The following is a 22,319-nucleotide window of genomic DNA, read 5'->3' as shown; positions in this document are numbered from 1 at the left end:
GCCTGTCAGCGTTAGCAGCGTGCAAGAAAAGGGCGCTGACGGCGGTGATTCAGGAAGTCTATATCCAGGGCATCTCGACCCGATCTGTCGCTGACCGGGTACAGACGGTGGAACAGTGGCAGAATTACGATGGGACCGGTCCTGGACTTTTCCGGCCATATAGAGCTGGGAATTGCCGGACAACCGGGTCGCTTCGCGCGCCTGGGAGGAGGGGGCCGCCACGACGTCGATCGTGCTGAGGCTGCTGACACGGGCCTTGTCATATAACATGTCGACCTCGGCCTCTTTGCTGAGCGGTTGGCCGGGACGACTTTCAACTGCGCCGGTCTGCCGCCATGACGGGGCATCGGCGGCAGTACCACCCGTCGATCATCAGCAGATAGCGGTCCTGGTGGCGCGGGCCGCTTCCGGGAACCAGGCCGGCTGACGTGATATGTTGCAGTGAACGCCCCTCAATTCTCCTTGCCCAAAGGGGGCTGGAGCCCACATGAATCATTTCCAGGCTGCTGATCACATCCCGAGCATGAGCAAACCTTGATCAGCACCCGCATGGATGAGGCGCATGGACCGGCGAGAAAGACGATGAGGATACTGATCATCGAGGATGACCCGAAGATCAGCGCCTATGTCGAGAAAGGCATGAAGGAGGCCGGACACGTCATCGACATTGCCGAGGATGGCGAAACGGGTCTGCATCTCGCCTCCACCGAAAAATACGATGTCCTGATTGTTGATCGCATGGTGCCGAAACTCGATGGGCTGTCCATTGTCCGGACCCTGCGCGGCAGCGGCAACCTGACGGGCGTCCTGATCCTGAGTTCGCTGGGCGATGTCGATGACCGGGTGGCGGGCCTGCGCTCCGGCGGTGATGATTATCTGGTCAAGCCTTTCGCCTTCATTGAGCTTCTGGCCCGCGCGGAGGCGCTGGGCCGGCGTGCCTCATCCTCGCCCTCGGCGCAATCGACCCTGCTGAAGGCGGGGGATCTGGAGATGGATCTGCTGGCGCGCAAGGTCCGGCGCAGCGGCAGGCTGATCGAGTTGCAGGCCCGCGAATTCCGCCTGCTGGAATATCTGCTGAAATTCAAGGGCCAGCTTGTCACCCGCACCATGCTGCTGGAAGGTGTCTGGGATTATCATTTCGACCCGCAAACCAGCGTCATCGACGTCCATATCAGCCGCCTGCGCAAGAAGCTGGGTGACACGGGCAATATTCTGATCAAGACGGTGCGTGGTGCGGGATACATCATCGACAACGGTTTCTAGACGCTATATCGACAGCTCCAGCTTCAAGATGGCGCTGCTGTTCACGGTTCTGATGGCCGTGTCGGCGGCGATCCTGGGCTATTTCCTGATCGATGTCGGCCGCCGCGATTTCCTGCGGGAGACGGAAGCCGCCATCGATATCGAGATCAGCATGATCTCCGCCCTTGAGAACAGCGAAGGCCGGCTGGCCCGGTATATCCAGCATCGTGCCAAGGATGATCAGGTTGTTCGCTTCCGGTACGAGGATGAAGGCGGGAGGCTGCGGGGCGGCACCATCGATCCGATGCCGGCGGACCTGGGGAAGGTTGCCGAGGGTGTCCTGCGCTTCGATCTGGACACCAGCAACGGCCGGCAGGCATTCGCGGCCAAGGTCCATACGTTTCAGGATGGATCGCGCATCGTCGTCGCCCGCAATGTGCATGAACTCATCGCCAGCTTTGACCGGCTCAAGCATCTCAGCTGGTTGATGATGGCGCTGATGCTCAGCGTCGTGCTGGTCAGCTTCGCCATCAGCCATTTCGTCGTCAGCCGCATCAACCGCATCGCCTTCACCGCCCGCCGGATCGTCGAAACCGGCGACCTGTCGCAACGCCTCTCGATCGACAGCCGCTGGGACGATCTCAGCAATCTGTCGGCGGTGCTAAACGGCTTTCTGGCCAAGATCGAGGATCTGATGAATGGTGCGCGCGAGGTCAGCAACAATATCGCCCATGATCTGCGCACGCCCCTGAGCGGTCTGCGCGGCGATATCGAGGCCCTGAAAGGCCGCCCGGTCGATGATCAGCAGATCGACGCCTTGCTGGCCGATGCCGATCGTGTGCTTGGGGTGTTCCACGCCCTGCTGCGGATCAGCAATATCGAACGGGGTAAGCGCAGTAGCTTCATGGGCGATGTCGATCTGGGCGCAGTCGTCCAGGATGTCGCCGAGCTTTATGAGCCGGTCGCCGAGGAAAAGGACATAAGCCTGGACATCAGAACGGAGCCGACCGCGATTGTCGGGGGCGACCGGGACCTGCTGTTCCAGTTGTTCGCCAATCTGCTGGATAATGCCATCAAGTTCTCGCCCGCCGGATCGATCATCCGCCTCTATGCGGGCGCCGGAACGGGCCGGGTGGTGGCAATCATCGAAGACCAGGGGCCGGGCATCCCGGAACCTGAGAAGGACAAGGTCTTTAAGCATTTCTATCGCGGCGACGCCAGCCGCAGCACACCGGGCAATGGCCTGGGCCTGAGCCTGGTGCGCGCCGTGGCCGAACAGCACCAGGCGCGCATCACCCTGGACGATGCCGGTCCGGGCCTGCGCGTGACGATCACCTTCTGACCTTACCAATAATTTAGAAAGGGGTAAGTTTGCGGCGACGACGCGTGCCCTAATGTGGCCAAGGCAATAAACGGCACGTTGGCGGACAATGAGTTCCAACATCAAGAAGATCGCGGTGATCGGCACGGGGATTTCCGGCCTGGGGGCCGCGTCGCTGCTGCATCCACGCCATGACATCACGGTCTATGAGAAGAACGATTATATCGGCGGCCACAGCCGCACGGTGGAGGTTCAAACCCGTGACGGCGTGGTTCCGGTCGATACCGGCTTCATCGTGTTCAACAAGCGCAACTATCCGCTGCTGACCCGCCTGTTCGCCCATCTGGAGGTGCCGGTTACCAAAAGCGACATGTCGTTCGGGACCAGCATCGATGATGGCTGGCTTGAATATGGTACCCGCAAGCCCGCCGATTTCCTGGCCCAGAAGCGCAACCTGCTGCGGCCGGCCTTCTGGGGCATGGTTGCCGATATCCTGAAATTCAACAAGGCGGCGGGTGCCTATCTCAGTGCGCCCCCCAGCGTCACGCTGGGCCAGTGCCTGGATGAGATGGGCATGGGGCGCTGGTTCCGGCAATATTATCTGCTGGCCATGGGTGGTGCGATCTGGAGCACGCCGCTGGACGAGATGTTGAAGTTCCCGGCCTGTACTTTCGTGCGGTTCTTTGAGAACCACGGGCTGCTGACTATCGATGATCATCCGCAATGGTACACGGTGGCGGGTGGGTCGCGTGAATATGTCCAGCGCCTGTCCACCCCCTTCAAGGACAAGATCAATCTGGGTCGCGGCGTCAGAAGGACATGGCGCACGGATGGCGGTGTCATGGTCGAAGACGACCAGGGGCGTCAGGACCACTATGACGAGGTGGTGTTTGCCTGCCACGCCGATCAGGCATTGGCGATGATCGCCGACGCGGATGGCGATGAGCGCACCATCCTCTCCGCCTTCCGGTACCAGCCCAACCGCGCGGTTTTGCACAGCGATACCAGCTTCATGCCCAAACGCCGGCAGGCCTGGGCAAGCTGGGTCTATCTGTCGGAAGGCCGGGATGCCGGCCAGGGCGGAATGTCCCAGGGCGGAATGTCGTTGAGTTATTGGATGAACAATCTGCAGCCGCTGGCCACCGACCAGCCCCTGATCGTCACGCTCAATCCCGGCCGCGAACCCGATCCGGCCCTTGTCTATGATGACCATATGTTCGAACATCCGGTCTTCGATGTCGCGGCGATCGGCAACCAGGGCCGGATTGCGGAGATCCAGGGGCGCCGGCACCTCTGGTTCTGCGGTGCCTATCAGCGCTACGGCTTCCACGAGGATGGGCTTGGCAGTGCTGTGGAGATGGCGCGCCGCATGGGGATCGATCCGCCATGGTGACGACGCCGCAGCTCTACACCGCCAAAGTCATGCATAAGCGGCTTTTCCCCAAGGAGAACGCCTTTCACTATGGCGTGTATTATCTGGCCCTGCCCTTGCCGGCTCCACCCGTTGCGGGGCGTCTGGCCGGGTTTCACGCCGGTGACCTGGGACGGCGCGATGGCAGCGATCCGACGCCCTGGGTCAGGAGCATTCTGGGTGATTACGGGTTGAACGAGGCAACGCATGCCATCGTCCTGCTCACCATGCCGCGCATCCTGGGCTATGTGTTCAATCCCGTCAGCTTCTACCTGTGCCTTGACGGGGCGGGCGGGCTGAAGGCCGTGCTGTGCGAGGTGCACAATACGTTCGGCGAACAGCATTGCTATCTCTGCGCCCATCCGGACCACGCGCCGATCACCGGCGGCCAGTGGCTGGAGGCGGAGAAGCTTTTCCATGTGTCGCCGTTCCTGCCGCGATCCGGGACCTACCGGTTCCGGTTTGACCTGACGGCGGACCGGATGGCCATCCAGATCGATCATTATGACGCGGATGGCAGCAAGCAGCTGGTCACCGCGCTGACCGGCACCTTCAACCCGTTGACAGAGGCGAGCTTGCGGCGGGCCTTCTGGCGGCACCCGCTGGTGGCCCTGAAGGCGATCAGCCTTATTCACCTGCAGGCAGTCAAGCTGCTGATCAAGGGCGTCCGCTTTATTTCCAAGCCGGCGCAGCGTGCGCAACGGGTGTCCGCCACCCGAAGCCTTGGCACGATCCAGGACGATGTGGATGCGCGCCGCGTGAAGCAGACGACATAAAACCAAATCGCAAAGAGGTACGGGACATGTTTGGTCGACACATTGCGGATCAATTCTTTGCGGCCCTCGACCATATCGACTATGGGTCGATCACCATCCGCACGCCGGACGGGCGGACACATGCCGCCGCGGGGGCGAAGGCAGGGGCGCAGGCCCGACTGGACATCCATGACTGGCGCGTGATCGGCGGCATGATCCGTCATGGCGACGTGGCCCTGGCGGAGGCCTATCGCGATGGCTGGTGGGATTCACCCGATCCGACGCAGCTGTTCCTGTTCGGCCTGCAGAACCAGTCGGCCCTTGACGCCTATATCCATGGCAATGTCTTCGGCAGGCTGGCGTCGCGCGTGGCCCATCTGTTCACCCGCAACACCGTGCGCGGCAGCGCCAAGAATATTCATGCCCATTACGATCTGGGCAATGATTTCTATGCGCTGTGGCTGGACCCGTCGATGACCTATTCGGCGGCGATCTTCGCCGACGCGAACGAGACGCTGGAGGATGCGCAGACCCGCAAATATGACCGGATGATCGATCACCTGAACCCGTCTGGCAGCCTTCTGGAAATCGGCTGCGGCTGGGGCGGGTTTGCCAAGCGCGCCTTGCACCGGGGCGATTACGCCATCAAGGGCCTGACGATTTCCAAGGCCCAGCATGAATTCGCCGCCCGCCGCGTCGGCGATCAGGCGGTCATCGCGCTGGAGGATTACCGCCATCAGAAAGGTCTTTATGACCAGATCGTCTCCATCGAGATGTTCGAGGCGGTGGGCGAGAAATTCTGGCCCGTCTATTTCGCCAAGCTGAAATCCCTGCTGGCGAACAAGGGCAAGGCCATGGTGCAGACCATCACCATCGCCGATGCCCATTTCGACCGGTATCGCACCGGCGGCGACGCCATCCGCAGTTTCATCTTTCCCGGCGGCATGCTGCCATCCCCGTCCCGGTTCCGCGCGGAAAGCGCCAAGGCCGGCCTGCGCGTCACCGATGAATTCGCCTTCGGCGGTGATTACGCGCTGACGCTGACCCGCTGGCTGGCGAATTTCGACAACCGGGTCACGGAGGTCAAAGCCATGGGGTTCGATGAGAAATTCATCCGCATGTGGCGCTTCTATCTGACCTGCTGCATCGCGGCCTTCCGCCATGGCCGGATCGATGTGATGCAATGGGAGATGCAGCATGCGCGCTAAGCTGTCACTGTTCCTGGGTCTGTTCCTCTTTGCCCAGGGCGCCTTGGCCATGGAGCCGATAAAGGCCCATGTGCCCAACGCCACCATGGTCGGGCGCGGTGTCCTGACCTATGCCTTCTGGGATGTGTATGAGGCGACGCTGTACGCGCCCGATGGTCGCTGGGACCCCGCATCGCCCGCCGCCCTGTCGATTGAATATTACCGGGCGATCAATGGCCGGGACATCGCCGACCGGTCGGTGCAGGAAATGCGCAGGCAGGGCTTCACCGACGAGGTCAAGCTGGCGGCGTGGAACGCGCAGCTGAAGGCGATTTTCCCCGACGTGACGGACGGCACCGTCCTGTCCGCGGTCTATGTCCCCGGCCACCAGACGACATTCTATAACGGCGCCGTGGAGATCGGCACGATCAAGGGCAATGATTTCGGCAGCCTGTTCCTGGGAATATGGCTGGGCGAGGCGACATCGGAACCCGAACTGCGCCGTGCGCTGCTGGGTCTGTCATGAGCGCGGGGGCGATAACCGGGAAATCCCTGTTCCAATATGGTTTCATCGCCCTGCCTCTGGCCTTTGCCGGTTTTCCGCTCTATGTCCTGGCGCCCGATTTCTATGCCACGCGCCATGGCCTGTCCCTGACCTTGCTAGGCACGCTGCTGCTGGTGATCCGGCTGTTCGATGCGGTGCAGGATCCGCTGATCGGCTGGCTGACGGACCGGCTGCGGGGACGATATGCACGGCTGGTCGCCGCCGCTGGCGCCGTGCTTTGCCTGTCGGTCTTCGGCCTGTTCAATGCCGTGTTCCTGACGCCGGCGCTGTGGTTTTCCCTGTGCATGCTGCTGGCGGTCAGCGCCTACAGCGTCCTGACCATCATCCTGGGCGCCCAGGCGACATTGTGGACGGCGGACCGGGCGGACCAGACGCGGATTGCCGGTGCGCGCGAGGCGCTGGGCCTGGTCGGCCTGGTCGTTGCCGTATCGATGCCGGCCATCCTGTCGCAGATCACGCCGCCCGGACATGTATATCCATGGTACGGCGCGATCCTGGCCGCCCTGATGCTGGTGGGTGTCAGCAGTTTCTGGGCTGTGGCGGCGCGTGTGCCGTCACCGGTGCTGGTGGCGGGGCAGGGGGATGCATCGCCGTTGCAGGCGCTGCGGACCTTGCCCCCGGAAAGCCGGCGGCTTCTGGCGGTGCATGGGCTGAGCATGCTCGCGTCCAGCATTCCGGCCGTTCTGGTGATCTTCTATGTGCGTGACCTGCTGGGCGCCGAACATCTGACGGGCCCGTTCCTGCTGCTCTATTTTCTGTCCGGGGCGGCGGCGATGCCCCTGTGGAGACGCTTGAGCAATTCTTTGGGCAAGTACGGGGCCTGGGCTCTGTCCAACATCCTCGCCGTTGCGGGTTTTGTGGGGGCGTTCTTCCTGGGTCCCGGCGATATCTGGGGTTACGCCGCCGTCTGTGCGGTTTCCGGTCTGGCCCTGGGGGCGGACCTGACGCTGCCGCCCTCCATTCTGGCCGACCATGTCCATAGAAGGGCAAATCAGGCCTTTGCCGCGACGCATTACGCCTTTCTGGCCTTTGTCGCCAAGGCCAGCCTGGCGCTTGCCTCTGCCATCGTGCTGCCACTGCTGGATGTGACGGGCTTCAGGCCCCAGGCCGCCAATTCACCCCCCGCTCTGATGGCGCTGTCCGCCATCTACGCCCTCATTCCCTGCCTGTTGAAGCTGATGGCGGCCGGTTTGCTGTACGTCCTTTTCATCCGGGCTCAACCAGGAGGAAGCAATGAAACTTTTCAAGCTGTTGGCAACCATAGGGGTTCTTCTCATGATTAGCGGCTGCGCCAGGAACAACCTCGACTATTACCAGGGCACGACGCCGCAGGCCGACATCAAGGAATATTTCAACGGCCCCATCAAGGCCTGGGGCATCGTCCAGGACTGGAAGGGCCGGGTCGTGCGCCGCTTCGACATCCAGATGGTCGGGCAATGGAATGGCGATGTCGGCACGTTGACCGAGAATTTCGACTATTATGACGGGGAGAAGCAACAGCGTGTCTGGACGATCAAGAAATTGGCCGACGGTACCTATGAAGGAACGGCGTCGGACATCATCGACAAGGCCACCGGCAGGACCGTGGGCAGCGCCGTGCGCTGGGACTATGTGATGGACCTGCCGGTCGATGACACGACCTATCGCATCCGCTTTGATGACTGGATGTGGGCCATGAATGATGGCGTCGTCATCAACCGTTCGTATCTGAAGAAGTTCGGCATCACCGTTTCCGAACTCACCATCTTCATGCAGAAGCAGCAATGATGGACAGGAACGATTATGTGGGCCAGGTCGTCTGGATCGTCGGGGCCAGCAGCGGCATCGGATCGGCCCTGGCCCGCGAACTGTCGGCGCGCGGCGCCGTTCTGGCGCTGTCGGCGCGGCGCAAGGATGAGCTTGAAAGCCTGCAGGCGGAGATCGGGGCGCAGCACAAGGTCTTCGTCCTGGACCTGACGGATGCCGACACGACGCTGTGGACGGCCCAGGCGGTGTGCGCCGCCTTTGGCCGGATCGATCGCGTCGTGTTCCTGGCCGCCGCCTATGTGCCGATGAAAATGGACGCGCTCGACCTGGCCGTGACCAAGGCCATCGTCAATATCAACCTGACGGGTGCGTTCAATCTGGTGCATGCCGCCCTGCGCATCCTGAAACCACAGGCCTCAAAGGGCCAGATCGCCTTGTGCGGCAGCGTGGCCGGCTATATCGGCCTGCCGGGTGGCCAGCCCTACAGCGCCACCAAGGCGGCGATCATCAACCTTGCCGAAAGCCTTCAGGCCGAATTCAGGGACGTGATCGATATCAAGCTGATCAGTCCGGGGTTCGTGCGCACGCCGCTGACCGACAAGAACCAGTTCGACATGCCGATGATCATCGAGCCTGAACAGGCCGCCAGTGAAATCGCCGACGGTCTGCTGTCCCGCCGGTTCGAAATCCACTTTCCCCGGAAATTCACCCTGTTGCTCAAGGCTCTGCGGTTGCTTCCCTATTCGCTGTCCCTGAGACTGACGCGCCGCATGAAACCGTGACGCGGGTGTTCCCTTGCGTCACAGATCAAGGATCAGCTTGTCGCCGCCCGCGGCCGGCACGGCGCAGCAGACCAGGGCGGTATCGTCCGCCACCGCGGCCTGCGGCGGCTGATCATAGGTGACCTTGCCGGAGATGACCCTGGCCGCACAGGTGCCGCAGCTTCCCGACCGACAGCTATAGTCCGGCTTCAGGCCGCGTGCTTCGGCCAGATCGAGCAGGCTGCCCTTTCCAGGCTCCCACCGCGCTTCCTTGCCCGATCTGGCGAAGGCGACGGGGACCGGCCTGGCCGATGCCGGCGGTAATGACGCGACGGGGCGGTCCGGCGTGCGCGTCAGGGAGGCGGGCCCGAAGGCTTCGGCATGGATGTGGTCATCGGGCGTGCCGACAGCGCGCAACTGATCGTAGATCCCCTGCATGAAGCCCGGTGGGCCACACATGTAGAAATCATAGCCGTCGAACGGCAGGGTGGCGCGCAGCAGGTCCATGTCGATCCGGCCCACCGCGTCATAGTCGCGGCCCTGTTCGGCCCCGGTCGCGTCGCCCAGCACCCGCACCAGACGGACCACCCCATTCGACTGCGCGACCAGTTCAGCGATCTCCGCATCAAAGGCCCGCTCATCCCGTGTCCGGGCGGCATGCAGGAACCAGGTCGGCCGGATGCGCCGCTTGCGCAGACCCTCGAAGATGATATGGCGCAGCATGGCCAGCATCGGGGTGATGCCGACCCCGGCCGCCAGCAGCACGGCCGGCCGCCGTTCCAGCGCATCAATGGTGAAGCCGCCGGCCGGCGCCCGCACCTCCACTCTGTCACCCACCGACAGGCTGTGCAGATGGGCCGAGACCAGCCCCTGGCGCTTCACGCTGATCCGGTAGAACCCGTCGGACGGGGCGGTGGAGATTGTATAGGTGCGGATCACCGACTCCGCCATGCCCGCTGGCAGCACGCGGATGGGCAGATGCTGGCCGGCCGCGTGCGCGGTAATGCCATGGCCGTCGGCCGGTTCCAGGTGGAAGGACCGGATCACGCTGCTTTCATCCACCATCCGTGCGATGCGGAAGGGCCGCCATTGCGATTTCACCGCGTCGGCCGCCATCCGCACCCGCACCTTGTCCCAGTCGCCGGTCATCAGGCTGTTGGGGGACCAGCCCTCCGGTTTGAACGTCCAGCGCAGGGCCAGGGCGGCGGAGCGGAAGATCACCTTGCGCGGCCGGAAGGTCCACAGCCGCTCCGCCCCCTGGAAGGCGGCAATCTCGTCGGATTGCAGGATCAATTCGGCATCGCCGGTCAGGTGCAGCATGTCGCCGGTTTCGAAATCCGGAAAGACCAGACCGGCCCTGGGATTGATCCGGAAATTGCCCAGCGTGTTGAACAGCAGATTGCCGGCGAAATCGGGGATGGTCAGCGACCCGTCGGCATTGATGCGCACGAACCCCGGCCGCCCGCCGCGATGAGAGGCATCGACATGGCGGCCGCTCTGGTCCTCGACATAGGAGGAGACGAAGAACGTGTCCGCCGCCGCGATCAGCCGGCGGGCCCGGTCATCCAGGTCCGCCGCCACCACCGCGTCGGGCAAGGCGGTGAGATCGGCCGGGTCGCGGACGAACTGATAGTCACGGATCTGGATATATTGCGGGCAGTTGCCGAAGGATTGCTCCACCGTCACATCAAAGCCGCCGGGCCCGAAGCCGGCAATCCGGCCATTCATGCGGTTGCGGCGCCTTGTATGCAGTTCGATGCCCAGCAGACCGACCGCCTGGCCGCTGGCGAGGGAGCTGATTGCCGGGTCGCCCGCGTCCCGCGCGGTGGTAAAGGACAGGGTGCGCGGGTCGGGGGAATGCATGAAGCCGGGCTGGCCGGTCAGCAAGGTTATCCAGGCATCGCCTGCCTTATCCACCGACCCCAGCACCACGAAGGGCAGCTGGCGGTAGAAATCGCGATGCTGGTCGGGCATGTGGTCGCGGATGACCCGGCGCCCGACCTCCTCCATTCGTTCCGCCACCCCCACCGTCCGCTGAAGTTGTACCTCGCCCGGATGGAAGGGGGAGGGTTTGGCAACCGGTTCCTTGGACATGGCGCTCTCCTTCCAGCGGGGTGGGGCAACAATCAGGCGGCCAGACCGGCCGGTGTCTTCACGAATTCCACGAAGCCGGGAAGGGCTTCGATCCGGCCCAGCCAGGCCCGGACATTGCCATAGGCGCTGAGATCGACATTCCCTTCCGGCGCGCGGGCGATATAGCTGTAAAGCGCCACATCGGCGATGGTCGGCCGGGGGGCGGCGATCCAGTCGTGGCCTTCCAGCTCCGCCTCGATCAGCGCCAGGATGGCATGGGCGCGGGCGATCACCTCATCGGCGTTGAACTTGGCCTTAAATACGGTGACCAGCCGGGCGGCAGCCGGGCCGAAGGCGATCTGGCCGGCGGCGACCGACAGCCAGCGCTGGACCTTCGCGGCACCGGCCGCATCCTCGGGCAGCCAGTCGCTGCGGCCGAACTTCTTGGCAGCATAGACCATGATGGCATTGGAATCCGGCACGATGATGCCGGCATCCTCCAGCAGCGGCACTTGGCCGAACCGGTCCAGCGCCAGATATTCCGGCGATTTGTGCGCGCCCTTGGCCAGATCGACCTCCACAATCTCCACCTGCGCACCGATGAGGGAGAGGAACAGGCGGGCGCGGTGCGCATGGCCGGACATAGGATGGAAATAGAGTTTCATGGGTCTGCTCCCGCTCGGGTCTATGCCGGCATCTCCGGCGCCCCAGATCATTGACGCGAAACGTTGATCGGAAGAAGATGCATCCATGGCAAGGGACTATTCCGATTTATGGAATAATGCCCTGGTGCGCGGGCCGGGGCGGATCTATGCTGTGCCGCGCACCGACCCGCCGGAGGGAAGCCGCCCATGGACCGTCTCCATGCCATGAAAGTCCTGGTCCGCATCGCCGATACCGGCGGCTTCGCCCAGGCCGCCCGGCAGTTGAACATGAGCCCGCCCGCCGTCACCCGCGCCGTCGCGGCGCTGGAGGAGGCGATCGGCGCCCGGCTGCTGACCCGCACCACCCGCCTGGTCAAGCTGACGGAGGTCGGGCGCCGCTATGTGGAGGATTGTCGCCGCATCCTGGCGACCATCGAGGAGGCGGATGCGTCGGCTGCCGGTTCCCATGCCAGGCCGCGGGGCGGGCTGACAGTGACCGCGTCGGTGCTGTTCGGGCAGATGTATGTCATGCCCATCCTGATGGAGTTCCTGGACACCTATCCGGAGGTGACGGGCACCATGTTGCTGCTGGACCGGGTCACCAACATGGTGGATGAGGGGATCGATGTTGCCATCCGCATCGGACACTTGCCGGACAGCAGCTATAGCGCCGTCAAGGTGGGGTCGGTGCGGCGTGTGATCTGCGGTTCGCCCGATTATTTCGCCCGCCATGGCGTGCCGCTGCATCCATCGGATCTGGCCGGGCACCGCATCGTCGCCTCGACGGGGGCCTGGGCCTCGCTGGACTGGCGGTTCGGACCGCAGGGAGACATCGTCATGCCTGTCAGGCCGGCCTTGTTCTGCAATTCCAACGAGGGCACCATCGTCGCGGCGCGGTCGGGATGGGGCCTGACCCGCATCCTCTCCTACCAGATCGGCCCGGACCTGCTGGCGGGCAGGCTGCGGACCGTGCTGGATGATTTCGAGGAGGAGGTATTGCCCATCCATGTCGTGCATCCCGAGGGCCGCAACGCCGCCGCCAAGGTCCGGGCCTTCGTGGATTTCGCCGCCGCGCGGCTGCGCGCGAACCGTTTGATCAATTGAGCCGGCGGATGTTTCAGTTCAGGCGCAGGCCCTCGCCCGTGTCGAACAGGCTGGCTGCCGCCCCGTCCAGGTGCAGGCTGACATTCTGGCCGGCCGCCAGCGCCACGCCGGGCGGCATGCGGGCCGTCACCTCCCGCCCGGCCAGCCGGATCAGGACATAGGTGTCGGGTCCCGTCGGCTCCGTCATCAGCACCTGGCCCTGACAGGTGCCGGGCTCCCCGTCCGGGGCCAGCGACAGATGTTCGGGCCGCAGGCCCAGCACCAGGGGCTGATCCGTGCGCAGGCCTGTCCCCGCCCTCAGTCCCGGCAGCGGCAGGATGTGGTCGCCCAGGCGCAACGCCGGCCGGTCGTCGGCCAGGGCCAGCGCACCCTCCAGGAAATTCATGGTGGGGGCACCGACGAAGCCGGCCACGAAGCGGTTGGCGGGTTTGGCATAGACCATCTCCGGCCGGTCGCATTGCTGCACGCGACCCTTGTCCATCACCACGATGCGGCTGGCGAGCGTCATCGCTTCCACCTGGTCATGGGTGACGTAAAGCGTGGTGCGGCGGCCGCGTTCATGCAGGCGTTTCAGCTCCACCCGCATATCGGCGCGCAGCTTGGCGTCCAGGTTGGACAGGGGTTCGTCCAGCAAAAACACCTGCGGCTCGCGCACCAGGGCGCGGCCGATGGCCACCCGCTGCTGCTGCCCGCCCGACAGCTGCGCCGGCTTGCGGTCCAGCAGATGGCCGATCTGCAGCAGCCCCGCGACGCCATCCACCTTCGCCGCAATTTCCGCCTTGGACAGGCCGCGCATCGTCAGCGCGAAGCCGATATTCCGGCGCACGGACATGGTGGGATACAGCGCGTAGGACTGGAACACCATGGCGATGTCGCGCTGGTCGGGTTCCAGCGCCGTCACGTCGCGGTCGCCGAAATGGATGCTGCCGGCGCTGGGTTCCTCCAGCCCGGCGACGATGTTCAGCAGCGTGGACTTGCCACAGCCGGACGGGCCCAGCAGCACCAGGAACTCCCCCGGCTCGATATCCAGATCGATCCGGTCCAGCACAGAGGTGGCGGCGAAATTCTTGGCGATGCCTTGCAGGCGGACGCGTTGCATCATTTCATCCCTTCACGGCCCCGGCCGCGATCCCGCGCACGAACAGGCGTCCGGACAGGAGATAGACCAGGATGGTGGGTAATGCTGCGATCATGGTCGCAGCCATGTTGACATTATATTCCTGCGGCCCGAACTGCGACCCGGCCAGGACGTTGAGTGCCACCGTCACCGGCTGGCGCCCCGGGCCGGCAAAGGTCAGGCCCAGGATGAAGTCGTTCCAGATATAGGTGAATTGTAGCACCAGGGCGACGGCACAGACCGGCAGCGACAAGGGCAGCATCACATGCCAGAAACTGGCCAGGAACCCGGCCCCGTCGATGCGCGCCGCCTTCAGCAGGTCGCGCGGCACCGACAGGAAGAAATTGCGGAACAGCAGCGTGACGAAGGCCAGGCCCCAGACCGTATGGGCAAAGACCAGACCGCCCAGCGTGCCGAACAGCCCCATTTCGCGCACCAGCACGATCATCGGATAAAGCGTCACCTGCGGCGGGATGAACAGGCCGATCAGCAGGGCCGCGAACAGCATATCCACCCATCTGGCCGTGCGCAGGCTGAGCGCATAGCCGGTCAGGGCACCCAGGGCCAGGGAGCAGAACAGGGCCGGCAGGACGATGGCGAAGGAATTGCCAAACCAGACCGACAGGCCCCGGCAGGTGCCGGAAATGCAGGCCCCGCCCCAGGCCTTGGCCCAGGCACCGATTGTCGGGTCCTGCGGCAGGGCGAACAGGCTGCCATTGTTGATCTCGCCCAGGGGTTTCAGCGAGGTCGACAGCATGACCAGCAGCGGGAACAGTACCATCAGCGCCGCCACGGACAGCATCAGGTAGAGCGGCAAGCGACGCATGGTTCAGCCCCCCTTCTTCTGCCGGATTTCGGCATAGAGATAGGGGCCGACCACGGCGGCGATGGTGGCCAGCATCATGCAGGCACCCGCCGCGCCCAAACCCAGTTCCTGCCGGTTCAATATATGCTCCATCACGAACCGCGCCGGCAGGTCGGACGAAAAGCCGGGGCCGCCGCCGGTCAGCGCCACCACCAGATCGAAGGATTTTACCACCAGGGAAAACAGAAGGATGCCGGCGGTGAAGAAGACGGGGCGCAGCATGGGCGTGACGATGGCGGCATAGACGCGCCAGGTGGGAATGCCATCCACCTTCGCCGCCTTCCAGATGTTCGGATCGACGCCGCGCAATCCTGCCAGGAACAGGGCCATGCACAGGCCCGATTGCTGCCAGATGCCGGCCAGCACCACCGTGTAGATGGAGCGGTCGGCCCGGACCAGCCAGTTGAAGGCGAACTCCTCCCATCCCAAACCGCGCACCGCCTGCTGGATGCCCAGACCGGGATTCAGCATCCATTGCCAGATGATGCCGGTGACCACGAAGGACATGGACAGCGGCAGCATGAAAATGGTGCGGTAAACCCCTTCCGCCCGCACGCCGCGGTCGATCAGGATGGCCAGCAGATAGCCGACGCTGAGACAGCCGGCGATGAACAGCGCGCCATAGAGCGCCATGTTGCCCAGGGCCGTCCACCAGCGGGCGCTGGCGAACAGCCTTTCATACTGCATCAGCCCCACGAAATCCCAGCTGGGCAGCAATTGCGAGCCGGTCAGGGAGATGGCGAAGGTCCAGGCAATGAACAGATAGAAGCAGACGAAGGTGATCAGCCCCGCCGGCAGCAGGGCGATGGTGGGTGCCCGGTGCGATGGCTTCATCCCGTCCTCCCTTGTCATTATCGTTGCTGGCGGTCCGGGTCAGCGGAAAGCCAGGATGGATTTGCGCAGCAATTCCTGCCCCTGCTCGGGCGTCAGGCGCGGGTCGTTCCAGAATTGCGAAATGGCGTCGTCCACGGCCCCGGCCATGCCGCCCGACAGGCCCATACCGGTGGAGGCGAGGTTGGTTTCCGGGTCGCGGATCAGGGCCATGGCCTGTTTCGCGCAGACATCGAACCCGTCATCGGGCAGGTCGGTGCGCACGGGGATGGCGCCCTTGGCCTGGTTCAGCCCGGCCTGCACGGCGGGGTCCATCATCACCGACACGAAGCGTTTCTGTGCTTCCGCCGTGGCCGCGTCGCGCGGCTGGGTGAAGGCGAAGGCGTCCACCACCATGATGTAGGCTTGATCGGGGCCCGGGGCCAGGGCGCAGCCGATCTGCACCCCCGGTTCCATTCCCGCCGCCCTGATATCGCCCTTGGCCCAGTCACCCATGAACTGGAACGCCGCATCGCCGCGCATCAGCATGGAGGTCGCCTGGTTCCAGCGCCGGCCGGGGCTGCCCTCATCCACGAAGGGGCGCAGGCTGGCGAAGGTGCGGAACACGTCGAGCATGGTGGCGGAGGAAAGGGCGGAGGGGTCCAGCGCTTCATAGACCTGCCGGTAGAAATCGCGGCCGCCAACGCCCAGCAGGACGGCGTTGAACAGCAGCCGTTCCTGCCAGGGCTGCCCGCCCAGGGCGATGGGGGTCTTGCCCATGGCCTTCAGCGTCGCCGCCGCCTCCAGGAATTCCGCCCAGGTGCGGGGCACGGCAAGCCCCGCCTGTTGCAGCAAGGCAGTATTGTAGAACATCCAGTTCTCACCATGGATGTTCAGGGGTGCCGCCATGTACCGGCCCTGATATGTGGCCGACCGGGTCAGCAGCGGGGGCAGGATGCGGTCCCATTCCGTATCCGCCCCCGGTGCCGGCATGACCAGCCCGTGGCTGGACAACTCATTCAGTTGCGCGCCCAGGGAGAACAGGAAGACCGGCGGCGGGTTGCCGCCCAGGATACGGTTGACGGCCGCGGCCCGCGCCGAGGACCCGCCCGGCACCGGCGCATCGCGCCACACCCCGCCCTGATCCTGGAAGGCCTGACGCACCACCGACAGCGACGCGGATTCCCCGCCCGAGGTCAGCCAATGCATCACCTCCAGCTCCTGCGCGCATGCTGCACTGCTTGCCAGGGCCAGCCAGGAGATTGCCGCGAACTTTACGGCAGCGCAGCATGTTTCCGCCCTGATCTTCATTGCGTCGCACAATCCGAAACGTTTCGATTTCCGTGAAGTATGGCCAGCGGACACCGACTGTCAATCAAGGAAAAATGCGTTTTAACGTAGATTCAGCCTGGACAGGCATTTTTCGAAACGTTACGATTTTTCCATGGACGGTTCCTGCCGCCCGACATCCCTTTGCGTCTGCCTTGGGTGGCCGGGGACGGCCCGATTTTCCCGACATTCTATCAAGAGACGGTCACGATGCGTTTCCCGGACGGGTTCAGGTGGGGGGTCTCCACCTCCAGCTATCAGATCGAAGGCGGGGCGCCCGATGACGGGCGCGGACCCAGCATCTGGGACACCTACTGCGCCACCCCCGGCCGGGTGGCCAATGGCGATACCGGCACCGTGGCCTGCGACCATTATCATCGCTGGCAGGAGGATCTGGACCTGATCCGCGCGTTGGGTGCGCAGCAATACCGTTTCTCCATCATGTGGGGGCGGGTGCAACCGGACGGCACGGGCGCCACCAACCAGAAGGGCCTGGATTTCTATGACCGGCTGGTCGATGGCATGCTGGAGCGCGGGCTGGAGCCCTGGCCCTGCCTGTACCATTGGGACCTGCCGCAGGCGTTGCAGGACAAGGGCGGCTGGGTCAACCGCGACAGTGCCGCCTGGTTTGCCGATTACGCGTCCCTGATGGTACGCCGGCTGGGTGACCGGGCACGGACCTGGGTCACCTTCAACGAACCGTCGGTCTGCGCCTGGGTCGGGAATGAGGAGGGGCGGCATGCGCCCGGACTGACCGACCCGCGCGCGGCGGTACGTGTGGCTCACCACCTGAATCTGGCCCATGGGCGGGCGGTGGGGGTCGTGCGCGATCTGGCGCCCGGCGTGCCGGTGGGTTTCGTCCTGCCCGTCCATAAGGGCCGGCCGCTGCCCCAGTTCGCCGAACGTGATGCGCATCTGGTGGGGCTGTTCGAGGATAAATGGAACGGCGTGTTCCTGGGCCCGGTGCATCGGGGCCACTATCCCGACAGCGTGCTGGACCGCTTCGCCCCGCATATCCAGGCGGGCGACATGGATGAGATCCACCGGCCCGTGGATTACCAGGGGGTGAACCATTATTTCCCGACCTACCTGTCCCCGGCCGAGGGCACGGCCTGGCCGTTCAGGATTGTCGAGCCGCCGAAATATCTGCGCCGGACGGAGATGAACTGGGGCATTGACGGCCACGCCTTCTATGAGGCGCTGGATGGCTTGCGCCGCGACTATGGCAACCCGCCGGTCTTCGTGACGGAGAACGGCGTCGCCTTCCTGGACCTGCCCGGCCCCGACGGGCGCATCAATGACCAGGACCGCATCGCCTATTACCGCGATTATCTGGCCGGCATGCACCGGGCGATTTCGGAAGGGGCGGATATCCGGGGCTATATGCCCTGGTCGCTGCTGGATAATTTCGAATGGGCGCACGGGTATAACAAGCGCTTCGGGCTGGTGCATGTCGATTACCAGACAGGCAAGCGCACGCCCAAGGCGTCGTTCGATTTCATGCGCCGTGTGATGCATGAGAATGAAGTGCCGCCGCCCGGCGAATATTCGTAATCTCGCCAACCGTCCAAGGTGAACCCGAACCCGAGCCCGACCGCCATGCAGCCCAGCCAGCGCACCAACCTGAAAACCCTTGCCGAGCATCTGGGCCTGTCGATCACGACCGTGTCCCGGGCGCTGAAGGACGGGCCGGAGGTGAAGCCGGACACGGTGGCACGGGTCAAGCAGGCGGCGGCGACCCTGGGTTACCTGCCCGATGCTGGCGGCGTCTATCTGCGCACCGGGCGGACCATGAAGATTTGTTCGGTGTTCTTTGCTCCCGAAGTCGCCGATTACGGCGATGCCGGCTTCCTGGCGCAGGTGGAGGGCGTATCGCGCACCCTGGAAAGCGACAGTTACAACCTGATCGTCCTGGCGCAGACGGCCAGCCAGTCGCCGCTGGAAACCGTGCGCCGGGTGTTCCAGCAGCGGCTGGCCGACGGCATCATCTTTTCCCGCACCACACCCATGGATGAACGGGCGCGCTTCTGCCTGGAATTCAAGTTCCCGTTCGTCAGTTTCGGGCGCACCGAACTGCACAGCCCCCACCCCTTTGTCGACCATGATGATGAGGGCGGGATCTATGATGCCGTCATCCGCCTGGCGGCCGATGGGCACAGGCGCATCGCCCTGTTCAACCCCCTGGGCAACATGACCTATGCCGGGTTCCGGCTGCGGGGGTATCAGCGGGCACTGGCCGAACTGGGCATCCCTTGGGACAAGTCGCTGCTGGTGACATCCAACCTGTCGGTCTGGGCCAGCCAGGATGCGGTGCGCGACCTGCTGGCGCGCGACAGCAGCGTGACGGCCATCGTCTGCGCCAACCAGCTGTCGATGTTCGGCGCCATGGAGGCGGCCCTGGAACAGGGCATGGACCCAGCGCGCGACGGGCTGCGCATCGTTGGCTTCGGCGGTATGCCGTTCCGCATGCCGTTCGAACAGGGTGTGACCTATTACTACCAGCCGCAGCGCCGCGATGGCGAGGAACTGGCCCGCCATATGCTGGCACTACTGGGGGGTGAGCCGGCGGAGAACCTGCAAACGGTGCTGCCCTATCAGCGCATCGACGACCTGCAGCGGTTCCGTACGGACCTGCGCACCCAGGCCACGGCCGGGGACAAGAGACAATCCAGCCAACAAGGGATCTGAAGTCCCGGCCGACAGACGAGGGAGAGACCGACGCATGAAGGCATTGAAGAACTGAGGCGGACAGTGCCAGGCCGCAAATGGCGGTGAACTACCGTAGGTCAGGTCGAGCCGTAGGCGAGCCCTGACACCTCGAAGGCACCGTCGTTTGTCAGGGCTCGGGGCTCCGCCCCTCGACCTGACCTACTGGCTTTCAACATGACAAGAAACCCGCACCCCCCGCACGCAACGCCCGCGCGGGGAACGGGTCCCCATTGCCCGCAACATGCCCAGCCGGACGGGTGCCACCGCCCGGTCAGGGGAGAATTTTGCCCAAAACAGGGAGGGAGAGAACCCATGACGACCAAGACCCGCACCATCAAACGTTTCCTGCTTGCCGCCACCGCGCTGGGTGCCATCGCCGCACCGGCCCTGGCCCAGACCTCCAGCGCCATGCTGGAGGAGATCATCGTCACCGCCGAAAAGCGGGCCGTGTCCTTGCAGGATACGCCCGTGGCGGTAACGGCGCTGAGCCAGGCGGCGCTGGACCAGCTCCAGGTTTCCGACCTGAAAAGCATCGTGTCGCTGGTGCCCGGCCTGCAGATCGGCCAGAGCAGCAACCAGGCCGCCGTGGACGTGGCCATCCGTGGCATCGTTTCCACCAACCGGACGGAGGTGGGCGACCCGGCCGTGGCCTTCCATGTCGACGGCATCTATTCGCCCCGCCCGCAAGGCGCCACGGCGCTGCTGTACGATGTGGAGCGGGTGGAGGTGCTGCGTGGCCCGCAGGGTACCTTGTTCGGCCGCAATTCCAATGCCGGTGTGGTAAACATCATTACGGCCAAACCGAATGCGGAAAAGGCGTCCGGCTCTATCGATCTGACGGCCGGCAATTACAGCCTGTTCCGCATGAAGGGCCATCTGAACCTGCCCATCACCGATACTCTCGCCATCCGGGCTGCCGGTTATGTGGAGCAGCGCGACGGCTTCATCGATTTCGCGGCCGGGTCCAAGGTGCCGCCCGGCGCCGACAAGTACGACAATGCCGACCGCTATTCCGGCCGGGTCAGCGCGCTGTGGACCCCCGCGGAGAATTTCAAGCTGTTCGTGTCGGCCGAGCGCTTCTCCGACCAGGGGGCAGGCACCGTGCCGGTCAATGTCACCCCGCTGCCCGGTACCAAGCGCCGGTCGGCGGTGATCGACAGCCCCGGCATGCTGGACCAAGTCAATGACACGGTGCGTCTGCGTGCCGATTATCAGCCGGTGGACAGTGTGGAGGTCAGCTATCTGTTCGGCTGGGCCCATATGACGCGGCAGAATGTGAATGACAATGACGTGGGCTATGCGCTGGACCCGGTGCTGCGCGCCTTGCCGCGCCCGCCCGTGTCGCCGGCCTTTGCCGAGGAGCGGCGGTTCGAGCGCGGCGTCTTCGACAGCCACCAGCATGAATTGCAGGTGAAATCGGTGAATGCGGAGCGGCTGGACTGGCTGTTCGGCGCCTTCTACTACAAGGAAGACAACGATATCCGCTTCGATATCGATTTCCGCGACGATACCGGTACGGTGCCGGGCCAGTTCGACCCCAATGACCGCCGCGATGCCCAGACCTTCATCCAGCCGCGTCGCGACCTGTCCTCCTGGGCCCTGTTCACGCAGGAGACGTTCCATGTGACCGAGGCGGCGCGGGTGACCGGCGGCCTGCGCTATACCAAGGACACCAAGAAGGATACGGGCGGGCGCAACTATGTCTGCAACCGCAACAATTCCACGCCCGCCACGGGCGGGATCAATGTCATCGGCATCCCCACCAGCCAGATCCCCAGCCTGTGCGTGGTGACGGCCCGCAACGATGCTGACAAGAACTGGTCAAAAACCACCTGGATGGCGCGCGGCGAATATGATGTCTCCGCCGACCTGCTAGCCTATGCCATGGTCAATACCGGCTTCAAGTCCGGTGTGATTCAGGATGGCGGCAGTGCCGCCAACCCGGAGAACGTCACCAATTACGAGTTGGGCCTGAAGGCCACGCTGCTGGACGGGCGGCTGACCTTGAACAATGTCGCCTTCTATTCCGACTATAGCGACATATTGCGCGCCAACACCGTCATCGGCGCCAACGGCATCCAGCAACTGGTCACCGTGAATGCCACCAAGGCCAGCATCTATGGCCTGGAATCCGAGGCCAGCTGGCGCGTCTCCGCCAATGACCGGCTGCAGGTGTCGGCCGCCTTGCTGAGTGCCGAGTATGATGATTTCAAGACCGTGGACACCAACATCTTCACGGCCGGCAATCCCAATGGCGCCATTAATCTGAAGGGCAAGAAGCTGCCGTTTGCGCCGGAGGTGGCGGTGACCCTGGTCTACGAGCATTTCTTCGACCTGCCCGATGGCGGGGTGATCGTGCCGCGTATCCAGAGCAAATATCAGTCGGAAATGTTCCTGACCGATTTCAACCGCACCACCGACCGGCAGGGGGCCTATACCCGCACCGACCTGTCGCTGCGCTATGAATCCCCCGCCAACTGGCAGCTGGAAGCCTTTGTGCAGAACCTGGAGGACAAGGAAGTGAAGAACAATATCGACATCCGCGGCCAGCAGGCAGCTTCCACCGGGGCCGTCCCCGGCTTCGCCGGCGTGGCGCGCGCCTTCTATGACGCGCCGCGCACCTGGGGGTTGCGGGCCGCCTATCGGTTCTGACGGGCATTTCAGCGCCGCCCGCGCCGGC

The 22,319-nt window shown here is 64.2% G+C and carries 19 protein-coding genes; 13 read left to right on the top strand and 6 right to left on the bottom strand.

The genetic code is table 11. The features are described from left to right. The first annotated feature begins 582 nt into the window (after nucleotides 1-582). The 9 genes from AC1Q7F_RS05950 to AC1Q7F_RS05910 all read left to right on the top strand — a co-directional run bounded on the left by AC1Q7F_RS05950 (nucleotide 583) and on the right by AC1Q7F_RS05910 (nucleotide 9,009). Nucleotides 583-1,263, top strand: coding sequence for a winged helix-turn-helix domain-containing protein (locus AC1Q7F_RS05950; protein WP_492504782.1), 681 nt, complete (start codon nucleotides 583-585; stop codon nucleotides 1,261-1,263). Continuing rightward, the gene (locus tag AC1Q7F_RS05945; protein WP_492504780.1) at nucleotides 1,232-2,584 is read left to right on the top strand and encodes a sensor histidine kinase; all 1,353 of its coding nucleotides are present in this window, start codon (nucleotides 1,232-1,234) and stop codon (nucleotides 2,582-2,584) included. Before AC1Q7F_RS05950 ends, AC1Q7F_RS05945 begins: the two co-directional genes overlap by 32 nt. Nucleotides 2,585-2,672: 88 nt before the next feature. Further along, on the top strand, nucleotides 2,673-3,956 hold the full coding sequence (locus AC1Q7F_RS05940; RefSeq protein ID WP_492504778.1) for an NAD(P)/FAD-dependent oxidoreductase: 1,284 nt from the start codon (nucleotides 2,673-2,675) through the stop codon (nucleotides 3,954-3,956). Then, nucleotides 3,950-4,750 carry a DUF1365 domain-containing protein gene (locus AC1Q7F_RS05935; RefSeq protein WP_492504776.1) on the top strand — a complete coding sequence of 267 codons (801 nt, stop codon included), beginning with the start codon at nucleotides 3,950-3,952 and terminating at the stop codon, nucleotides 4,748-4,750. Before AC1Q7F_RS05940 ends, AC1Q7F_RS05935 begins: the two co-directional genes overlap by 7 nt. A gap of 26 nt (nucleotides 4,751-4,776) precedes the next feature. Further along, the gene (locus AC1Q7F_RS05930) at nucleotides 4,777-5,937 is read left to right on the top strand and encodes a class I SAM-dependent methyltransferase (RefSeq protein WP_492504774.1); all 1,161 of its coding nucleotides are present in this window, start codon (nucleotides 4,777-4,779) and stop codon (nucleotides 5,935-5,937) included. After that, a complete protein-coding gene (locus AC1Q7F_RS05925; RefSeq protein ID WP_492504772.1) occupies nucleotides 5,927-6,442 on the top strand; it encodes a chalcone isomerase family protein in 516 nt (171 codons plus the stop codon). Before AC1Q7F_RS05930 ends, AC1Q7F_RS05925 begins: the two co-directional genes overlap by 11 nt. Further along, a complete protein-coding gene (locus AC1Q7F_RS05920; protein ID WP_492504770.1) occupies nucleotides 6,439-7,764 on the top strand; it encodes an MFS transporter in 1,326 nt (441 codons plus the stop codon). Before AC1Q7F_RS05925 ends, AC1Q7F_RS05920 begins: the two co-directional genes overlap by 4 nt. Beyond that, nucleotides 7,757-8,248, top strand: coding sequence for a DUF3833 domain-containing protein (locus tag AC1Q7F_RS05915; protein WP_492504768.1), 492 nt, complete (start codon nucleotides 7,757-7,759; stop codon nucleotides 8,246-8,248). Before AC1Q7F_RS05920 ends, AC1Q7F_RS05915 begins: the two co-directional genes overlap by 8 nt. Next, a complete protein-coding gene (locus AC1Q7F_RS05910; RefSeq protein ID WP_492504766.1) occupies nucleotides 8,248-9,009 on the top strand; it encodes an SDR family NAD(P)-dependent oxidoreductase in 762 nt (253 codons plus the stop codon). Before AC1Q7F_RS05915 ends, AC1Q7F_RS05910 begins: the two co-directional genes overlap by 1 nt. An 18-nt stretch (nucleotides 9,010-9,027) precedes the next feature. Here the strand turns inward: AC1Q7F_RS05910 and AC1Q7F_RS05905 are convergent, their stop codons facing one another. Together AC1Q7F_RS05905 and AC1Q7F_RS05900 are read right to left on the bottom strand one after the other, a co-directional pair. Beyond that, nucleotides 9,028-11,082 (bottom strand): pyridoxamine 5'-phosphate oxidase family protein, encoded by a 2,055-nt coding sequence (locus AC1Q7F_RS05905; protein WP_492504764.1) that lies wholly within the window; start codon nucleotides 11,080-11,082, stop codon nucleotides 9,028-9,030. A gap of 32 nt (nucleotides 11,083-11,114) precedes the next feature. Next, nucleotides 11,115-11,726 (bottom strand): glutathione S-transferase family protein, encoded by a 612-nt coding sequence (locus AC1Q7F_RS05900; protein ID WP_492504762.1) that lies wholly within the window; start codon nucleotides 11,724-11,726, stop codon nucleotides 11,115-11,117. 186 nt (nucleotides 11,727-11,912) lie between these two features. On the opposite strand from AC1Q7F_RS05900, the gene AC1Q7F_RS05895 reads away from it, so the two are divergent. Beyond that, nucleotides 11,913-12,809 (top strand): LysR family transcriptional regulator, encoded by an 897-nt coding sequence (locus AC1Q7F_RS05895; RefSeq protein ID WP_492504760.1) that lies wholly within the window; start codon nucleotides 11,913-11,915, stop codon nucleotides 12,807-12,809. A gap of 13 nt (nucleotides 12,810-12,822) precedes the next feature. Here the strand turns inward: AC1Q7F_RS05895 and AC1Q7F_RS05890 are convergent, their stop codons facing one another. The 4 genes from AC1Q7F_RS05890 to AC1Q7F_RS05875 are packed head-to-tail and all read right to left on the bottom strand — an operon-like array spanning nucleotide 12,823 to nucleotide 16,810. Continuing rightward, the gene (locus tag AC1Q7F_RS05890) at nucleotides 12,823-13,908 is read right to left on the bottom strand and encodes an ABC transporter ATP-binding protein (RefSeq protein ID WP_492504758.1); all 1,086 of its coding nucleotides are present in this window, start codon (nucleotides 13,906-13,908) and stop codon (nucleotides 12,823-12,825) included. Between the two features lie 4 nt (nucleotides 13,909-13,912). Then, nucleotides 13,913-14,752 carry a carbohydrate ABC transporter permease gene (locus AC1Q7F_RS05885; protein ID WP_492504756.1) on the bottom strand — a complete coding sequence of 280 codons (840 nt, stop codon included), beginning with the start codon at nucleotides 14,750-14,752 and terminating at the stop codon, nucleotides 13,913-13,915. 3 nt (nucleotides 14,753-14,755) lie between these two features. Beyond that, nucleotides 14,756-15,625, bottom strand: a complete 870-nt coding sequence (locus tag AC1Q7F_RS05880) for a carbohydrate ABC transporter permease (protein WP_492504754.1) — start codon at nucleotides 15,623-15,625, stop codon at nucleotides 14,756-14,758. A gap of 39 nt (nucleotides 15,626-15,664) precedes the next feature. Further along, nucleotides 15,665-16,810 (bottom strand): ABC transporter substrate-binding protein, encoded by a 1,146-nt coding sequence (locus tag AC1Q7F_RS05875; protein WP_492504752.1) that lies wholly within the window; start codon nucleotides 16,808-16,810, stop codon nucleotides 15,665-15,667. 330 nt (nucleotides 16,811-17,140) lie between these two features. Here AC1Q7F_RS05875 and AC1Q7F_RS05870 point away from each other — a divergent pair, with 330 nt between their 5' ends. The 3 genes from AC1Q7F_RS05870 to AC1Q7F_RS05860 all read left to right on the top strand — a co-directional run bounded on the left by AC1Q7F_RS05870 (nucleotide 17,141) and on the right by AC1Q7F_RS05860 (nucleotide 22,291). Further along, entirely contained in the window at nucleotides 17,141-18,484 is a 1,344-nt protein-coding gene (locus tag AC1Q7F_RS05870; protein ID WP_492504750.1) for a GH1 family beta-glucosidase, read from the top strand. Between the two features lie 45 nt (nucleotides 18,485-18,529). Continuing rightward, on the top strand, nucleotides 18,530-19,618 hold the full coding sequence (locus AC1Q7F_RS05865; RefSeq protein ID WP_492504748.1) for a LacI family DNA-binding transcriptional regulator: 1,089 nt from the start codon (nucleotides 18,530-18,532) through the stop codon (nucleotides 19,616-19,618). Between the two features lie 333 nt (nucleotides 19,619-19,951). Beyond that, nucleotides 19,952-22,291: a TonB-dependent receptor gene (locus AC1Q7F_RS05860; RefSeq protein ID WP_492504746.1), complete on the top strand. Its 2,340-nt coding sequence runs from the start codon at nucleotides 19,952-19,954 to the stop codon at nucleotides 22,289-22,291. Nucleotides 22,292-22,319 lie beyond the last annotated feature (28 nt).

This window comes from Niveispirillum sp. GW835-FHT14G11 (assembly GCF_058793615.1).
This window is presented reverse-complemented; position numbering and strand designations above follow the sequence as displayed.